Origin of the sequence: Streptomyces sp. NPDC001828, from assembly GCF_042892175.1 — a bacterium.
GTDB lineage: Bacteria > Actinomycetota > Actinomycetes > Streptomycetales > Streptomycetaceae > Streptomyces.
The window spans coordinates 228,055-242,391 of the sequence record NZ_JBIATV010000002.1; the positions used below are offsets into that span (position 1 = coordinate 228,055).

Annotated in this window: 11 protein-coding genes; 6 read left to right on the plus strand and 5 right to left on the minus strand. The window is 70.5% G+C overall.

Features of this window, described 5'->3' with window-relative positions:
• Positions 1–27: 27 nt before the first annotated feature.
• Positions 28–3,354: a S8 family serine peptidase gene (locus ACFYZA_RS07960; RefSeq protein ID WP_388488419.1), complete on the minus strand. Its 3,327-nt coding sequence runs from the start codon at positions 3,352–3,354 to the stop codon at positions 28–30.
• A gap of 226 nt (positions 3,355–3,580) precedes the next feature.
• Here ACFYZA_RS07960 and ACFYZA_RS07965 point away from each other — a divergent pair, with 226 nt between their 5' ends.
• The gene (locus ACFYZA_RS07965; protein WP_382588481.1) at positions 3,581–4,051 is read left to right on the plus strand and encodes an NUDIX hydrolase; all 471 of its coding nucleotides are present in this window, start codon (positions 3,581–3,583) and stop codon (positions 4,049–4,051) included.
• 66 nt (positions 4,052–4,117) lie between these two features.
• Here ACFYZA_RS07965 and ACFYZA_RS07970 read toward each other — a convergent pair whose 3' ends face one another.
• Both ACFYZA_RS07970 and ACFYZA_RS07975 read right to left on the minus strand, forming a co-directional pair.
• Positions 4,118–5,152: a hypothetical protein gene (locus tag ACFYZA_RS07970; RefSeq protein ID WP_382588483.1), complete on the minus strand. Its 1,035-nt coding sequence runs from the start codon at positions 5,150–5,152 to the stop codon at positions 4,118–4,120.
• A 125-nt stretch (positions 5,153–5,277) separates the two neighbouring features.
• Positions 5,278–6,273, minus strand: a complete 996-nt coding sequence (locus ACFYZA_RS07975) for a LuxR C-terminal-related transcriptional regulator (RefSeq protein ID WP_388488421.1) — start codon at positions 6,271–6,273, stop codon at positions 5,278–5,280.
• 293 nt (positions 6,274–6,566) lie between these two features.
• On the opposite strand from ACFYZA_RS07975, the gene ACFYZA_RS07980 reads away from it, so the two are divergent.
• The 4 genes from ACFYZA_RS07980 to ACFYZA_RS07995 all read left to right on the plus strand — a co-directional run bounded on the left by ACFYZA_RS07980 (position 6,567) and on the right by ACFYZA_RS07995 (position 9,970).
• Positions 6,567–6,806, plus strand: a complete 240-nt coding sequence (locus ACFYZA_RS07980; RefSeq protein ID WP_388488424.1) for a hypothetical protein — start codon at positions 6,567–6,569, stop codon at positions 6,804–6,806.
• Between the two features lie 10 nt (positions 6,807–6,816).
• Entirely contained in the window at positions 6,817–7,089 is a 273-nt protein-coding gene (locus ACFYZA_RS07985; RefSeq protein WP_382588489.1) for a hypothetical protein, read from the plus strand.
• Between the two features lie 156 nt (positions 7,090–7,245).
• Positions 7,246–8,739 carry an FG-GAP-like repeat-containing protein gene (locus ACFYZA_RS07990; RefSeq protein ID WP_388488427.1) on the plus strand — a complete coding sequence of 498 codons (1,494 nt, stop codon included), beginning with the start codon at positions 7,246–7,248 and terminating at the stop codon, positions 8,737–8,739.
• Positions 8,740–8,851: 112 nt separating this feature from the next.
• Positions 8,852–9,970 (plus strand): transglycosylase family protein, encoded by a 1,119-nt coding sequence (locus tag ACFYZA_RS07995; protein ID WP_388488430.1) that lies wholly within the window; start codon positions 8,852–8,854, stop codon positions 9,968–9,970.
• A 57-nt stretch (positions 9,971–10,027) separates the two neighbouring features.
• Here the strand turns inward: ACFYZA_RS07995 and pepN are convergent, their stop codons facing one another.
• Complete coding sequence (pepN, locus tag ACFYZA_RS08000) at positions 10,028–12,607, minus strand: aminopeptidase N (RefSeq protein ID WP_382588495.1); 2,580 nt, start codon at positions 12,605–12,607, stop codon at positions 10,028–10,030.
• 188 nt (positions 12,608–12,795) lie between these two features.
• On the opposite strand from pepN, the gene ACFYZA_RS08005 reads away from it, so the two are divergent.
• Complete coding sequence (locus ACFYZA_RS08005; protein WP_382588497.1) at positions 12,796–13,446, plus strand: DsbA family protein; 651 nt, start codon at positions 12,796–12,798, stop codon at positions 13,444–13,446.
• A gap of 238 nt (positions 13,447–13,684) precedes the next feature.
• Here ACFYZA_RS08005 and ACFYZA_RS08010 read toward each other — a convergent pair whose 3' ends face one another.
• Positions 13,685–14,326: a superoxide dismutase gene (locus tag ACFYZA_RS08010; RefSeq protein WP_382588501.1), complete on the minus strand. Its 642-nt coding sequence runs from the start codon at positions 14,324–14,326 to the stop codon at positions 13,685–13,687.
• Positions 14,327–14,337 lie beyond the last annotated feature (11 nt).

Genomic DNA, 14,337 nt, shown 5'->3' on the forward strand with positions numbered 1-14,337 from the left:
CCGCCCCGCCGTCGTTCGCACGGAGTGCTACTGAGTGACCTTCCCGATGAGCACGCTGCCGGTGCCCGCCGCGGTGCCGCGCTCGTTCACGAGCTGCACGGTGCCGAAGAACTGACGTCCCTCGGGAGCCGCGCCCGCCACGACGACGTCCGCCGCCACCTGCGCGGAGGCGCCGCCCGCCAGCTTGACGGTCTTGGTGTCGTCGACCTTGACGGTGCCGAGCGAGGGCGCGAAGTACACGTCCTTGTAGGCGTACGTCGTCGAGCCGGACGGGACCGCGTAGCCCGCGACCTGGATCGTGTACGTGCCCGCGGCCGGCTTGACCACGGTGACCGACTCGTTGGCGCTGCTCGTCGTGGACTGGGCGACCGCCTTGCCGCTCGCGTCCAGGACGTACAGGTCGAGGTCGGCGCCCGCGTCCGAGGTGCCGCCGATGGAGACGTCCAGGTGCTCGACGCCCGCACCGATGGTGACCGTGCTGGTCTGCGTCTCACCGGTCTTGATGGTGGGAGTGGCGACCTTCGCGGAGCCGAGCGAGCCGCCCCGCAGCTTGCCCTCCAGGGCCGCGAAGTTGTTGGTCACCTTCCACTGCACGGGGGCCGGGGTGCCGACCTTCGCCTCGGGCACCGTCTGAGTGGCCGGGTCGAAGGAGACGCCGAGCACCGAGGCGTCCAGCTTGAAGGAGTTGTCCAGGTACGGCGACGTACGACGGGCCTCGACCTCGATCTCCCAGACGCCGGCCTGCGGGTTCGCGTACGAACGCAGGTCGGGGCGGCAGGTGTTGGCCGGGTTGTCGTAGTTCGGGTAGCAGTTCGGCGTGCCCGTCGGGTCCACCGCCACACCGTAGGGGTGGATCGAGATGAAGCGGGTCTGGCTGCCCGAGCGCAGCGCGCTCATGCGGACTTCCAGGTTCTGCGCGCCCGCCGGGACGTTCACGAAGTACGACTTGGTCGAGTTGCGCTGGACCGTCGAGGACGCCGAGAAGGTGTAGCCGGGGCCCGCGATCGGGCTGGCGACGACGACGGTGGCCATGACCTGCTGGTCCACGCCGACCGTCTTCGGGTCGTCGACCTGGAGGATCGCGCTGTGCACGCCGCCGGACTTCGGCTGCGCCTGCACCTTGACGGTGACGGGCTTGCCGAGCGGCAGGCCCACCTCCTTGTCACCGAGCACCTTGAACGTGCCGTCGTCGTTCTTCAGCGACAGCTTGTGCTTGACGTTCTTGTCGGGGCCCGTGGTGCGGGTGACCGTGACGTCGTACGTCTTCTTCTGCCCGGCCTTCAGACCGCTCTCGCGGTCGTAGATGCCGGTGCCGACGTTCGGGGTCTTGAGGGCGAAGCCGAGCGCGCTGGAGACCGGCGCGGTGACCGTGTACTCGTGCGCGGGAGCGTGCTTCTTCGCGGTCTCCTTGATCGCGTCCCAGGCGCCCACGATGTTGATGAGACCGGCACCCTCGGCGTAGGACTGGGTGCCCTTGATGTGCTTGGCCGTCGAGGTCAGCGCGGTGCGCAGGTCGGCCGGCGGCAGGTCGATGCCCTGCTGCTTGGCGGCCGAGATCAGCAGCGCCGAGGCGCCGGCGGCCTGCGGGGAGGCCATCGAGGTGCCCTGGAGCATCGAGTAGCCGGCCGGCAGGTCGTAGCCCGACTCCTTGACCGGGCTGCCGGGCAGCCAGGTCTGGGTGGAGTTGATGGCCGCGCCCGGGGCGCTGAGGGTCGGCGTGAAGCCGCCGTCCTCACGCGGGCCGCGCGAGGAGAACGGCATCATCTGGTAGTCCGTGGAGACGCCGGAGCCGTAGTTGGCGGCCCAGGTCTCCTTGGAGATGCTCGCGCCGACGGAGATGACGTGGTCGGCGAGGCCGGGGTCACCGATGGTGTTGACGCCCGGGCCGTCGTTGCCGGCCGAGATGACCAGCTGGACGCCGTAGGTGTCGATGAGGCGCTTGTAGAGCTCGGCGCGCGCGTTGTTGCCGTCGTTGAGCGCCGGCAGACCGCCGATCGACATGTTCACGATGTCGACGTGGCGGTTGGTGACGAGGTCGATCATGCCCTCGGTCAGCGCGATGTTGGTGCAGCCGCCGTCCCAGTTGCAGGCGCGCGAGGAGACGATCTTCGCGCCGGGCGCGGCACCGCTCATCTTGCCGCCGAACAGGCCGTTCGCGGAGGTGATGCCCGCGACGTGGGTGCCGTGCTCGGACTCGATGACGCCGATGTTGACGTAGTCCGAGGTGTGTCCGGCCGCGTCGTAGACGACGTTCTTGCGGATCTCCACGGTGAACGGCACCCGCTCGACGACGTCGGTCGCCGGGTTGTCGGTACCGAAGTAGCCGACCTGGTAGCCGTCCTTGTACGGCTTCAGCGGAGCGTCGTCCGAGAAGTCGTTGTTGTTGTTCAGGTCCACCCGGACCGTGCCGGCGGCCGGGTCGTAGAGCACGCCCCAGCTGTCGGTGGTGTCGCCGTCCCGGTTCAGGTCACCGGCCGCGTCGCCGCCCTTGGTGACCTTCTCGGCGAAGGTGGAGAAGTCGTAGGAGCCCGCCGGGGCCTTCCACGTCTTGCCGCCGGCCGTGAACGTCGGTCCGGAGACGGCGGTGTTGGCGCGCAGCCAGGTGCCGTCGTTGTCCTGCACCGGGTCGGTCGAGGTGACCCAGTCGACGATCTTGCGCTCGCCGGTGGTGGTCTTCTGGAGCGCCGGGTGGCCGAGGTCGACGCCGGAGTCCAGGATGCCGATGGTGACCCCGCGGCCGTCCGCCTGCGGGTGCTGCTTCACGAAGTCGACCGCACCCGTCTCGAAGTTCGGGTTGTACGGGTTCTTCGCGGGCGTGTCCTTGCCCGGCGCCGGGTAACTGCCCGAGGTGCGCAGCTGCTTGGCGGACTTCGAGGTGTCGCCCGACGGGGTCGGGTCGTCCAGCTGGATGTCCTGCTTGAGGTCGATGCCGTGCACCGAGGGCAGCTTCGCGGCGGCCTTCAGGGCGGCCTCGGCCTTGGCCGTCGGCAGGGTCGCGCGGACGTATCCGAGCTTGTCGTCCTGCTTGCCCACGGTCGCCCCCGCGACCGCGTGCAGCTGCTCGGTGACGTCGGACGTGGCACCCGGGGCGGTCGCCACCATGACGGTGACGCTCTTCTCGCCCTTGGCCTGCGCCTCGGCGAGACGCTGCTCGTCGGCCTTGCCGAGCTTGTCGTCGGCGGTCTTGGCCGGAGCGGTCTTGACCGGGGGCGCGGTCGTCGGGCCGTTGCCGCCGGTGGTGGCGAAGGCCGGGGCTGCGCCCGCCGTGACGAGCGCGGCCACCAGGCCGGCCGCCGCCGCTATTCGGGCCGTGCGTCTCGCCCCGGGTATGGGGCGCGGGGATTCAGTGGTCATTCAGCATCCCTGTGAAGTGGGTAAAGGTCCGGAATCGTGAACGGTTCGAAATTCGGTACCGGATGACCGCTGAGCATTGCGTATATGACTGTTGTTTGTGGAGAGTTGACCGTTACGTGATGTGCACATGGCGCTTTCCCGCCATCGCGTCGGATCCGCCAGGCCGATCGGGTCCGGTTCTCCCCAGGGGGCGGCGCCCGCGCGCGCCGACCCGTAATCTCACCAAATGAACACGGAGTTGCGGGTGGCGGCCTACGCCGTATGCGTACGGGAAACCCAAGGCGTCCAGGAGCTGCTCCTGGCCCGCTGGGTGGCCCGGGACGGCACCAGGCGGTGGACGCTGCCGGGCGGCGGCATGGACCACGGCGAGGACCCCCTCGACACCGTGGTGCGCGAACTCGACGAGGAGACCGGCTACGCGGTCGAACCGGTCCGGCTGCTCGGCATCGACTCCATCAACCGGCGCTATCCGCGCAAGCTCGGCCGGTTCGCCGACTTCCAGGGCCTGCGCATCGTGTACGAGGGCCGGATCACCGGAGGCGAGCTGCGCCACGAGACCAACGGCTCCACCGACCTGGCCGCCTGGCATCCGCTGGACGCGGTGGCCGACCTGGACCGGGTCGAACTCGTCGACGTGGGAATCGAGTTGTGGCGCACCCGCCCCGCCGTCGGCAAGGCGGCACCGGCCACCGGCTGAGCCGCTCCTTCCGGTCGCGGGCGGCGGGCCGTTCCCCTCCTGAAGGCCCGCCGTCCACGGCCGGCGTCAGCGGGGGAGGACCACCACATACGCGGCCGGCTCGCGCTCGGTGGACGCCATCAGCGCCGTCCGCACCACGGCCGCCTGCTGTTCCAGGGACTCGCGGAGCTTCTTCGGGGTGATGTGCACGACCGTGATCCCGAGCCGCTCCAGGGCCTCGCGCTTGCGCGCGCACTCCGAGAAGAGCGCGTCGTCGTCCTGCCGCGCCGCCCGGGTGTCCAGCTCCACCGCCACCGCCTGCTCCGGCCAGTACGCGTCGAGGCCGCCCAGGTGCGGGCCGCCCGGCAGCCGCAGATCCACGTTCCACAGCGGGTCCGGCAGGCCGAACCCGCGCACCATCGCGTACAGCCGCTCCTCGGCGATCGAGCGCCCCTCGGCGAGCAGCGCGTCCACCGCGTCCACCACATGGGCCCGGGTCAGCAGCCGCGCCTGCGTCAACTCCCGCACGATCGCGGCCGGTTCGGTGTGGCCGCAGCGCACCGCCTCGGTGAGCAGGCGGCGTACGGACTCGGCGTCGTCGAGGACCGCGACCGCGTCGGCGAGCGCGCGCGGCACCGGCGCCACCGGCACCCCCGCGATCATCTCCGCACCCGGCATCACCACCGCGCGCACCAGCTGGACGAAGCCCGTGGAGCGCAGCCGCCGGGTGCGCGGCACCAGGACGTCGATCCGGTCGAGCGAGAGCAGCGGGGGAGCGGCGGAGAACCGGTGCAGCGCGAGCGCCGCGAGGCCGGTGACGACGGCCCCCGGCGGCTCGCTGTGGGCCTGGCCCTGCGCCGGGATGGCCTTGGCGCGCCCGGCGGCCGGCCACCCCGCGTACAGCAGCGCGGCGTGCAGCCGCTCCTCGCTGGTGGCCGGACCCGGGTGCAGCACGTACACCCCCGGAAGCAGCAGCTGCCAGGGGCCGCCGGGCCGGCACTGGGCGGCGGTGCGCGCGGCCGAAACCCCGTGCGCGCGCAGCTGGTTGGCGGAGAGCACCCGCCGCTGCACATCGGTGAGGTGGCTCAGGGGGCGGGGGGAGAGCGGGGTGTTGTGGTTCATGCCGCAGGGTTTTCCGCACCCGGAGCGCCCACTAACCGCTGTTACAAGCCCGTCGACAAATCCGGACAACCCCGTCCTAAAGTACGGGCGTTCGAGTGCCGATCAGGGGGCCCCGCTCCCCGGGCTCAGAGCCACCCCCGCTGGGCCGCCTTCAGACCCGCCTCGAACCGGCTGGACGCCTGGAGCCGCTCCATCAGCGCGGCCATCTGCCGCCGCACGGTCCGCAGGGAGATCCCGAGGCGCTTCCCGGCCGCCTCGTCGGTCATCCCGGACGCGAGCAGCTTGAGCAGCTCGCGCTCGACCGGGCTGGTGCCGCGGTCGTCCGCGCGCGCGTGCGGGGCGCGGTCGGCGCCGAAGGGCACCGCGGTCTGCCACGTCTGCTCGAACAGGGACACCAGCGAGCTCACGATGCCGGGCGTCCTGGTGCACAGGGCGCCGAGCCGGGAGTTGTCCGGGTCGATGGGAACGACCGCGACCCTGCGGTCGAAGACGATCAGCCGGGGCGGCAGGACCGGCGACGTGCGGACCTGGCCGCCGAGTTCGGTCATCCACTGTGCGTAGGCATGGGTGGCCGCGTCGTTCGCGGCGCTGTCCTGATAGAGGCTCAGAATCCTCACCCCGCGCCGCAGGGCGGCCTCGTCCAAGGGGCGCGAGGCATCCAGGCTGGCCCGCGACTGGGCCCCGCCCGGCATGATCGCCAGGCACTCCTCGCCGAGGTCCCTTGCCAGGAGTTCGAGCCGGGAGTGGATGGCGTCGAGCCCCACCAGGCGCTCCGCGCCCGCCGTCTCGGTGTTGGGGCGCAGGTCGGCGTATTCGGAGAGCGCGACCGCCACGGCGGCCTTGCTCACGGCCAACTCCCGCTGGCGGCGCTGTAGTTCGTGCTCCTGGCGGCGGAGTATCACCTCCAGGCCCACCTCGGGACTGACCGCGCGCAGCGCCCCCGGCTCGTCCCGGGACGATCTCGCGAGGTCGAGGTCGACCAGGGTGTCCAGGCTCGATCTGACCTCGCTCTCGGTGAGCCCGAGCCGCGCTCCCAAGTCGGCCACACCCCCTGGCGTGCCGGACAGCAACTCTCGGTAGACCGATTCCGTAAGACGATTCAACCCCAATGTCTCGAGCATGCGTCAACCCCCCCGGGTGGAAGCCATTTCGTGAAGTACTGGTGAAGGTCAATTCTAATGTGACGGTCCGTCGGGTCCGAAGCGGCGCTCCGAGTGGCGCGAACCTGCCAGACCGCTTGGTGCCATCCGCCGGCCCTTCCGCCGGTCCCCGCTGGTCAGCAGGATGTGAATCACCGGACGGAACGTCAGCGACGCCCCGCCGGTGCGGCTGCCCCAACTGAGGCTGCCGCAGCGGCACTTCACACGTCGTCCGCACTCCGCCCGCCCGTACGTCCCGCACCCCCGGAGGATCCATGTCCATCGCCGTCCGCCTCGCCGCCGTCGCCGGGCTCACCGCCCTGCTGACCGCGGGAGCGACCACGTACGCACTGGCCGCCCCGACGGACGGCGGGAACGCGATCGGCTGGGATGTGGCTCCGGCCTCCGCGCCCGGGAACGCGATCGGCTGGGATGTCGCTCCGGCCTCCGCGCCCGGGAACGCGATCGGCTGGGACGCCGTCCCGGCCTCCGCGCCCGGCGCCGCGCTCGGCTAGAACCCGACCGGTGCACGTCATCCTCACCCGGCTCACCCGTGGTGGCCCTCCGAGCGGTGCGGGCGTCGCCGTGCTGATCGAGGACCTGTTGTGGACCCACGCGGTCGCCGCCACCGGCCTGGAGCACATCCGGGCCCGACCCACCCCCGAAGGGCTGGACGTCTACCTCTTCATCGACGCCCCCGACGAACCCCGGGCACTCGCGCAGGTACGCGACCTGCTGGTCCGGGCGCGCGGCGCCATCAACGCCCAGGGCCATGAGGCCGCCGCGCTGATCGACTGACGGGAGCCCCGGCCGCCCGCGCCCCTCGGCGCCGTTGGAAACACCCGGCCGCTCGCCAGCCTTCCCCATTCTTCCCGCTCTTCCCGCTGTTCCCGCTCTGCTCCGGCGGCCGCCTCGGCCTGCCCGGAAACAAACATCCCGACACCGGAGATACGCATGTCCCGTTCACCACGAAGTGGCTTCGCCACCCGTACCGCCCTGTTCGCCGCTTCGGTGGCGTCGGTGGTCCTCGCCGTGTCCGCCCCGGCCCACGCGGCGGACCACGCTCCCGTGAAGACCACGAAGACTCCCGCGGTCAAGCCGTCCGGGTCGCCGATCGGCACCGTCACGCCGTTCAGCCCGACCGTGCCCAACCCGACCACCGCCACGAAGGCGCAACTCGACGCCGCTGCCGCGCAGAAGGGCCTCGCGCTCACCGCCCCGCAGTCCAGAGCGCTCGCGGCCACCTCCGGCGTGGGCGGCCAGATCTCCCGCTCCGAGGTCATCACCAGAGCCAAGACCTGGACGGACGCGGCGGTTCCCTACAGCCAGACCAGCTACCTCACCTCGTACGGGAACAAGTACCGCACGGACTGCTCCGGCTTCGTCTCCATGGCCTGGAACCTCGCCACGTCCGCGTCCAACAACTGGGGTGAGACCACTCCCACCCTGATGAACTTCACGTCCTCCATAGGCAAGGACGACCTCAAGCCGGGCGACATCCTGCTCAACCCGGCGGCGGGCAACGACGGCCACGTCGTCATCTTCAACGGCTGGGCGGACGCGGGCCACACCGCGTACGACGCCTTCGAGGAGGCGGGCCACGGCACCGGCGCGGTCCACCGCACCGTCACCTACCCGTACTTCGGCAAGTCCGGCTTCCAGCCGCGCCGTTACGAGAACATCACCGACGCCGCCGGCGGCACCCGTGACCTGACCGGTGACGGCATGGCGGACCTCGCCGTGTACGAGAAGGACGGCACCATCACGATGGGCCGCGGCTTCGGCGACGGGTTCACGGACTACCACACGATCACGACCGGCTTCGGCGGCTACGACGGCCGACTGTCGTTCGCCGATGTGACCGGTGACGGGATCGCGGACCTCCTGATCTACGAGAAGGACGGCACCATCACGATGGGCCGCGGCTTCGGCAACGGCTTCACCGATTACCACAAGATCGCGTCCGGCTACGGCGGTTACGACGGCCGACTGAAGTTCGCGGACGTCACCGGCGACGGCAAGGCCGACCTGCTGGTGTACGAGAAGGACGGCTCGATCACGCTCGGCCGGAGCTTCGGTGACGGGTTCACGGACTACCACACGATCACGACCGGCTTCGGCGGTTACGACGGCCGTCTGTCGTTCGCCGACGTGACCGGTGACGGCAAGGCCGACCTGCTGGTGTACGAGAAGGACGGGTCCATCACGCTCGGCCGGAGCTTCGGCGACGGCTTCACGGACTACCACAAGATCACGACGGGCTTCGGCGGCTACGACGGCCGGCTGATGTTCGGCGACGTGACGGGCGACGGCAAGGCCGACCTCGTGGCGTACGAGAAGGACGGCACGCTCACCCTCGGCCGTGGCTTCGGTGACGGCTTCACCGACTACCACAAGATCACGACCGGCTTCGGCGGCTACGACGGACGCCTCAACATCGTCGGCTGACCACCGCACCCTCCGAGGCGCCCGAGCGCGAACACCGGCTCGGGCGCCTCGTGCCTGCGGCTCACGCCGATTCCTTGAACTCGCCTTCCCTCGTGCCCATTTGGAGCCTCCGATGCGGTTCACCCGTAAGAAACCCCTGGCCCTCGCCCTGACCGCCGCGGCCGCAGTGATCGCGGCGCTCGGCACGGCCGGCCCCGCCGCCGCGGCATCGGTGGAGACCTGGGACAAGGTCGCCGCCTGCGAATCCAGCAACAACTGGCAGGCCGTCAACCCCAACGGCCACTACGGCGGTCTTCAGATATCCGAGGACAACTGGATCGAGCTGGGTGGCCAGGCGTACGCGGACTACCCCCATCACGCCACCAAGAAGCAGCAGATCCTGATAGCCGAACTCCTCCTCAAGAAGCAGGGCGCGGGCGCCTGGACCTGCAGCCCCGGCACCGGCCTCGCGACGGACAAGGCGGACCCGTACCCGGCGACCCCGACCCATGACCTGACCGGTGACGGTCTGGCGGACCTCGCGGTGTACGAGAAGGACGGCACGATCACCCTGGGCCGTGGCTTCGGCGACGGCTTCACCGGCTATCACAAGATCACGACCGGTTTCGGCGGCTACGACGGCCGTCTGTCGTTCGCGGACGTGACCGGTGACGGCATCGCGGACCTGCTGATCTACGAGAAGGACGGGTCCATCACGATGGGCCGCGGCTTCGGTGACGGGTTCACGGATTACCACAAGATCGCGTCCGGCTACGGCGGTTACGACGGCCGGTTGAAGTTCGCCGATGTGACGGGCGACGGCAAGGCCGACCTGCTGGTGTACGAGAAGGACGGCTCGATCACCCTGGGGCGCAGCTTCGGTGACGGCTTCACGGACTACCACACGATCACGACCGGTTTCGGCGGCTACGACGGCCGTCTGTCGTTCGCGGACGTGACCGGTGACGGCATCGCGGACCTGCTGATCTACGAGAAGGACGGGTCCATCACGATGGGCCGCAGCTTCGGCGACGGGTTCACGGACTACCACAAGATCACGACGGGCTTCGGCGGTTACGACGGGCGCCTGATGTTCGGCGACGTGACGGGCGACGGCAAGGCCGACCTCGTGGCGTACGAGAAGGACGGCACGCTCACCCTCGGCCGTGGCTTCGGTGACGGGTTCACGGACTACCACAAGGTGACGAGCGGCTTCGGCGGCTACGACGGACGCCTCAGCATCGTCGGCTGACCGTCCGGGTGCCCGGATGCCGGGGCGGAGAAGCTCTCCGCCCCGGCATCCGCCGTGCTACCGGGCCGCGGCCGTCGCGTCGCAGGCCTGGCCGCGCAGGGTGCGGGCCAGGTCGTCGCGGGCCTCCAGCACCAGGCGGCGCAGCGCGGGGGCCGCGCCCTCGTGCGCGGCCAGCCACGCGTCCGTGGCGGCGAGCGTGGCCTCGTCGTCCTGGAGCCCGGGGAACAGGCCCCTGACCACGTCCATGCCGATCTGGATCGAACGCTCGGCCCACACCCGCTCGATCGCCGCGAAGTACTTCGCCGCGTACGGGGCGGTCAGCGCGCGCTGCGAGGGCTGGCCGAAGCCCGAAATGGTGGCCTCCACCAGGGCGTTGGACAGCGCGTCCGACTCCACGACCTGCGCCCAGGCCTGCGCCTTGACGGCCTCGGACGGGCGCGCCGCCAGGCAGCGCACCTGGTGGCGCTTGCCGGAGGCGGTGTCGTCGCGGGCCAGCTCCGCGTCGATGACGCTCTCGTCGACGACGCCGTGCGCTGCCAGCGGTTCCAGCAGCGCCCAGCGCAGCTCCTGTTCCACGTCGAGGCCGTCGATCTTCGCCGTGCCGGCGAGCAGCCCCTGGAGCAGCTGGAAGTCGGAGTCGGTGGCGGCCGTCGCCGCGAAGAAGCGGGCCCAGGTCAGCTGGTGCTCGCTGCCCGGCTCGGCGAGCCGCAGCTCGCGCAGTGCGCCCTCGGCGAGCAGCCGGCCGCCCTCCTCGCGCCAGTCCGGGGCCGCGTAGTGCGTGACCGCCGACCGGGCCCAGGCGTGCAGCATCTGGAGCACGCCGATGTCGGACTCGCGGCCCGCGTGCGCGAGGACGAGCGCGACGAAGTCGCGGGCGGGCATCAGCGCGTCCCGCGTCAGGTTCCACAGCGCCGACCAGCACAGGGCGCGCGCCAGCGGGTCGCTGATGTCGCCGAGGTGGGCGCGCAGGGTGGCGAGCGAGCCCTCGTCGAAGCGGATCTTGCAGTACGTCAGGTCGTCGTCGTTGACCAGGATGAGGTCGGGCCGTTCGGACCCGGCGAGCTCGCCCACCACGGTCCGCGGGCCCTCGACGTCGACCTCGGCGCGGGCGTAGCGCACCAGGGCGCCCGCCTCGGCGCGGTACAGGCCCACCGCTACCCGGTGCGGGCGCAGCTCCGGGTGGGACGGGGCGGCCTCCTGGAGCACGGCGAGCTCGGTGATGCGGTCACCGGCGTCGTAAGTGGCCACCGGCGTGAGGGAGTTGACCCCGGCGGTCTGCAGCCAGGAGCGAGACCAGGTCGCCAGGTCGCGGCCGGAGACCTCTTCGAGGACCGAGAGCAGATCACCGAGGCGGGTGTTGCCGTAGGCGTGCCGCTTGAAGTAGCGCCGGGCCCCTTCGAGGAAGGCGTCCCGGCCGACGTAGGCGACCAGTTGCTTGAGCACCGAGGCGCCCTTGGCGTACGTGATCCCGTCGAAGTTGAGCTTGGCGTCCTCCAGGTCGCGGATGTCGGCCGTGACCGGGTGTGTGGACGGCAGCTGGTCGGCCCGGTAGGCCCACGCCTTGCGGTTGTTGGCGAACGTCACCCAGCTGTTGGTGAAGCGGGTCGCCTCGGCCTGCGAGAACGAGCCCATGAAGTCGGCGAAGGACTCCTTCAGCCACAGGTCGTCCCACCACACCATGGTGACCAGGTCGCCGAACCACATGTGGGCCATCTCGTGCAGGATGACGTTGGCCCGGCGCTCGTAGGCTGCCTGGGTCACCTTGCCGCGGTAGATGAACTCCTCGCGGAAGGTCACCATGCCCGGGTTCTCCATCGCGCCCAGGTTGTACTCCGGCACGAACGCCTGGTCGTACTTCCCGAACGGGTAGGGGAAGTCGAAGTTGTCGTGGAAGAAGTCCAGGCCCTGCTTGGTGACCAGGAAGACGTCGTCGGCATCGAAGTGCTTGGCGAGCCCCTTGCGGCACATCGCGCCGAGCGGGATTTCCAGGGTGCGGCCGTCGTCGAAGACGCGCGTGTAGGAGTCGGTGACGTGGTGGTACGGGCCCGCGACCACACAGGTGATGTACGTCGAGATCGGCTCGGTCGCGGCGAACCGCCACACCCCGTCCGCCTCCTGGCCGCCGGCGCCGTTGGACCACACCGTCCAGCCCTCGGGGGCCTGGGCCTCGAAGACGAAGCGGGCCTTGAGGTCGGGCTGCTCGAAGTTGGCGAACACCCGGCGCGAGTCGGCCGGCTCGTACTGCGTGTAGAGGTAGACCTCGCCGTCCTCCGGGTCGACGAAGCGGTGCATGCCCTCGCCGGTCCTGCTGTACGCGCACTGCGCGTCGACGACGAGCACGTTGTCGGCGGCCAGGTCGTCCAGGGCGATCCGGCTGCCGTCGAAGACCTCGGCCACGTCCAGCGCGCGGCCGTTCAGGGTCACCGAGGTCACCGACGGGGCGATGAGGTCGGCGAAGGTCGAGGCGCCCGGGCGGGCCGAGCGGAAGCGGATCGTGGTCAGGGACCGGAACGTGCGGGGCCCGCCCGGGGCCTCCCCGACCGCGGACCGCAGGTCGAGAGAGACGTCGTAGCCCTCGACGGACAGCAGCTCGGCCCGCTCACGGGCCTCGTCGCGGGACAGATTCTCACCGGGCACGGGCACTCCTTCGTGTCTCGTTCGAACGGCTCGATCCTCCCATGTCGCCGGAGCGGCGGCCGAGCGGGAAGGAGATCGGCGAAATCGGGTGCGCGGCGGAATGCTTTCGGCCGCCTTCGGTGTTCGCCGGTACAGACGCTTGTTTTTCGACGTTGTCCGATGTCGCACGCTGTTGCCCGAGGAGAGACATGTCCGACTCCGCCAAGACCCCCGTCGACTTCTGGTTCGACCCCCTGTGCCCCTGGGCCTGGATGACCTCGCGCTGGATGCTGGAGGTCGAGAAGGTCCGCGACGTCGAGGTGCGCTGGCACGTGATGAGCCTCGCGGTGCTCAACGAGGACCGCCTGGACGAGCTGCCCGAGGAGTACGCCGAGAACATGCGGCCCGGCGGCAAGGCCTGGGGCCCGGTCCGCGTGGTGGTCGCGGCCGGCGAGCTGCACGGCGACGAGGTCGTCGGCAAGCTGTACACCGCGCTCGGCACCCGCATCCACAACGAGGGCGGCGGCGTGACCCGCGAGTCCATCGCGGCGGCCCTCAAGGACGTGGACCTGCCGGCCGACCTCATCGACTACGCGGACCAGGACACCTACGACGTCCAGCTGCGCGCCTCCCACAAGGAGGGCATCGAGAAGGTCGGCCAGGACGTCGGCACCCCCGTCATCGCGGTGCCGGGCGCCGACGGCGAGCAGATCGCCTTCTTCGGCCCCGTCGTCACCCCCACCCCCCAGGGCGAGGCCGCGGCCAAGCTGTGGGACGGCACCCTGCTCGTCGCCGCCACCCCCGGCTTCTACGAGCTCAAGCGCAGCCGCAGCAAGGGCCCCGACTTCAGCAACCTCTGACCGCCCCGGGGCTCCGCCCCGAACCCCGGTTCGCGCCTTGAGAGCGCTCGTCCTCAATCGCCGGACGGGCTGGGGGTGCCGCCCGGCCTGGCCCCGGGCCCGTACGCGACCGGCCCCCGCGAGTCATGTCCTCGCGGGGGCCGGCCGGTCATTCCGCCTGCGGGTGAAGGTTGAGAAGACGATCACGAGCAGGACGTCGGGGGGTGCCTCAAGTGGGCTTCACTTCGGGGCAGTTGGACTACGGGGCCAGGAGCAGGTTGTTGCCGGCCTGCTTGGCGGCGGCGTAGCGCTTCGCCACGTCCTGCCAGTTGACGACCCGCCACATCGCCTCGATGAAGTCCACCTTCTGGTTCCGGTACTGGAGGTAGAAGGCGTGCTCCCAGGCGTCGAAGACCAGGATCGGGGTCGAGCCCTGGCCCACGTTGCCCTGGTGGTCGTAGATCTGCTCGACCACGAGGCGGCCGCTGACCGGCTCGTAGGCGAGGACGCCCCAGCCCGAACCCTGCGTCGTCGCCGAGGCCTTGGTCAGCTGGGCCTTGAACTTGGCGAAGGAGCCGAAGGACTCGGCGATGGCGTCGGCCAGCTCGCCGGTGCCGTCCTTGTCCAGGGGCTCGCCGCCGCCGTCGCCCGTCATGTTGTGCCAGTAGATCGAGTGCAGGATGTGGCCGGAGAGGTGGAACGCGAGGTTCTTCTCCAGGCCGTTGATCGAGCCCCAGGAGTCCTTGTCGCGCGCCTCCGCGAGCTGCTCCAGAGTGTCGTTCGCGCCCTTCACGTACGCCGCGTGGTGCTTGTCGTGGTGCAGCTCGATGATCTCCGGGCTGATGACGGGTTCGAGCGCCGCGTAGTCGTACGGAAGTTCAGGAAGCGTGTAAATGGCCATGTCCGAGCCCT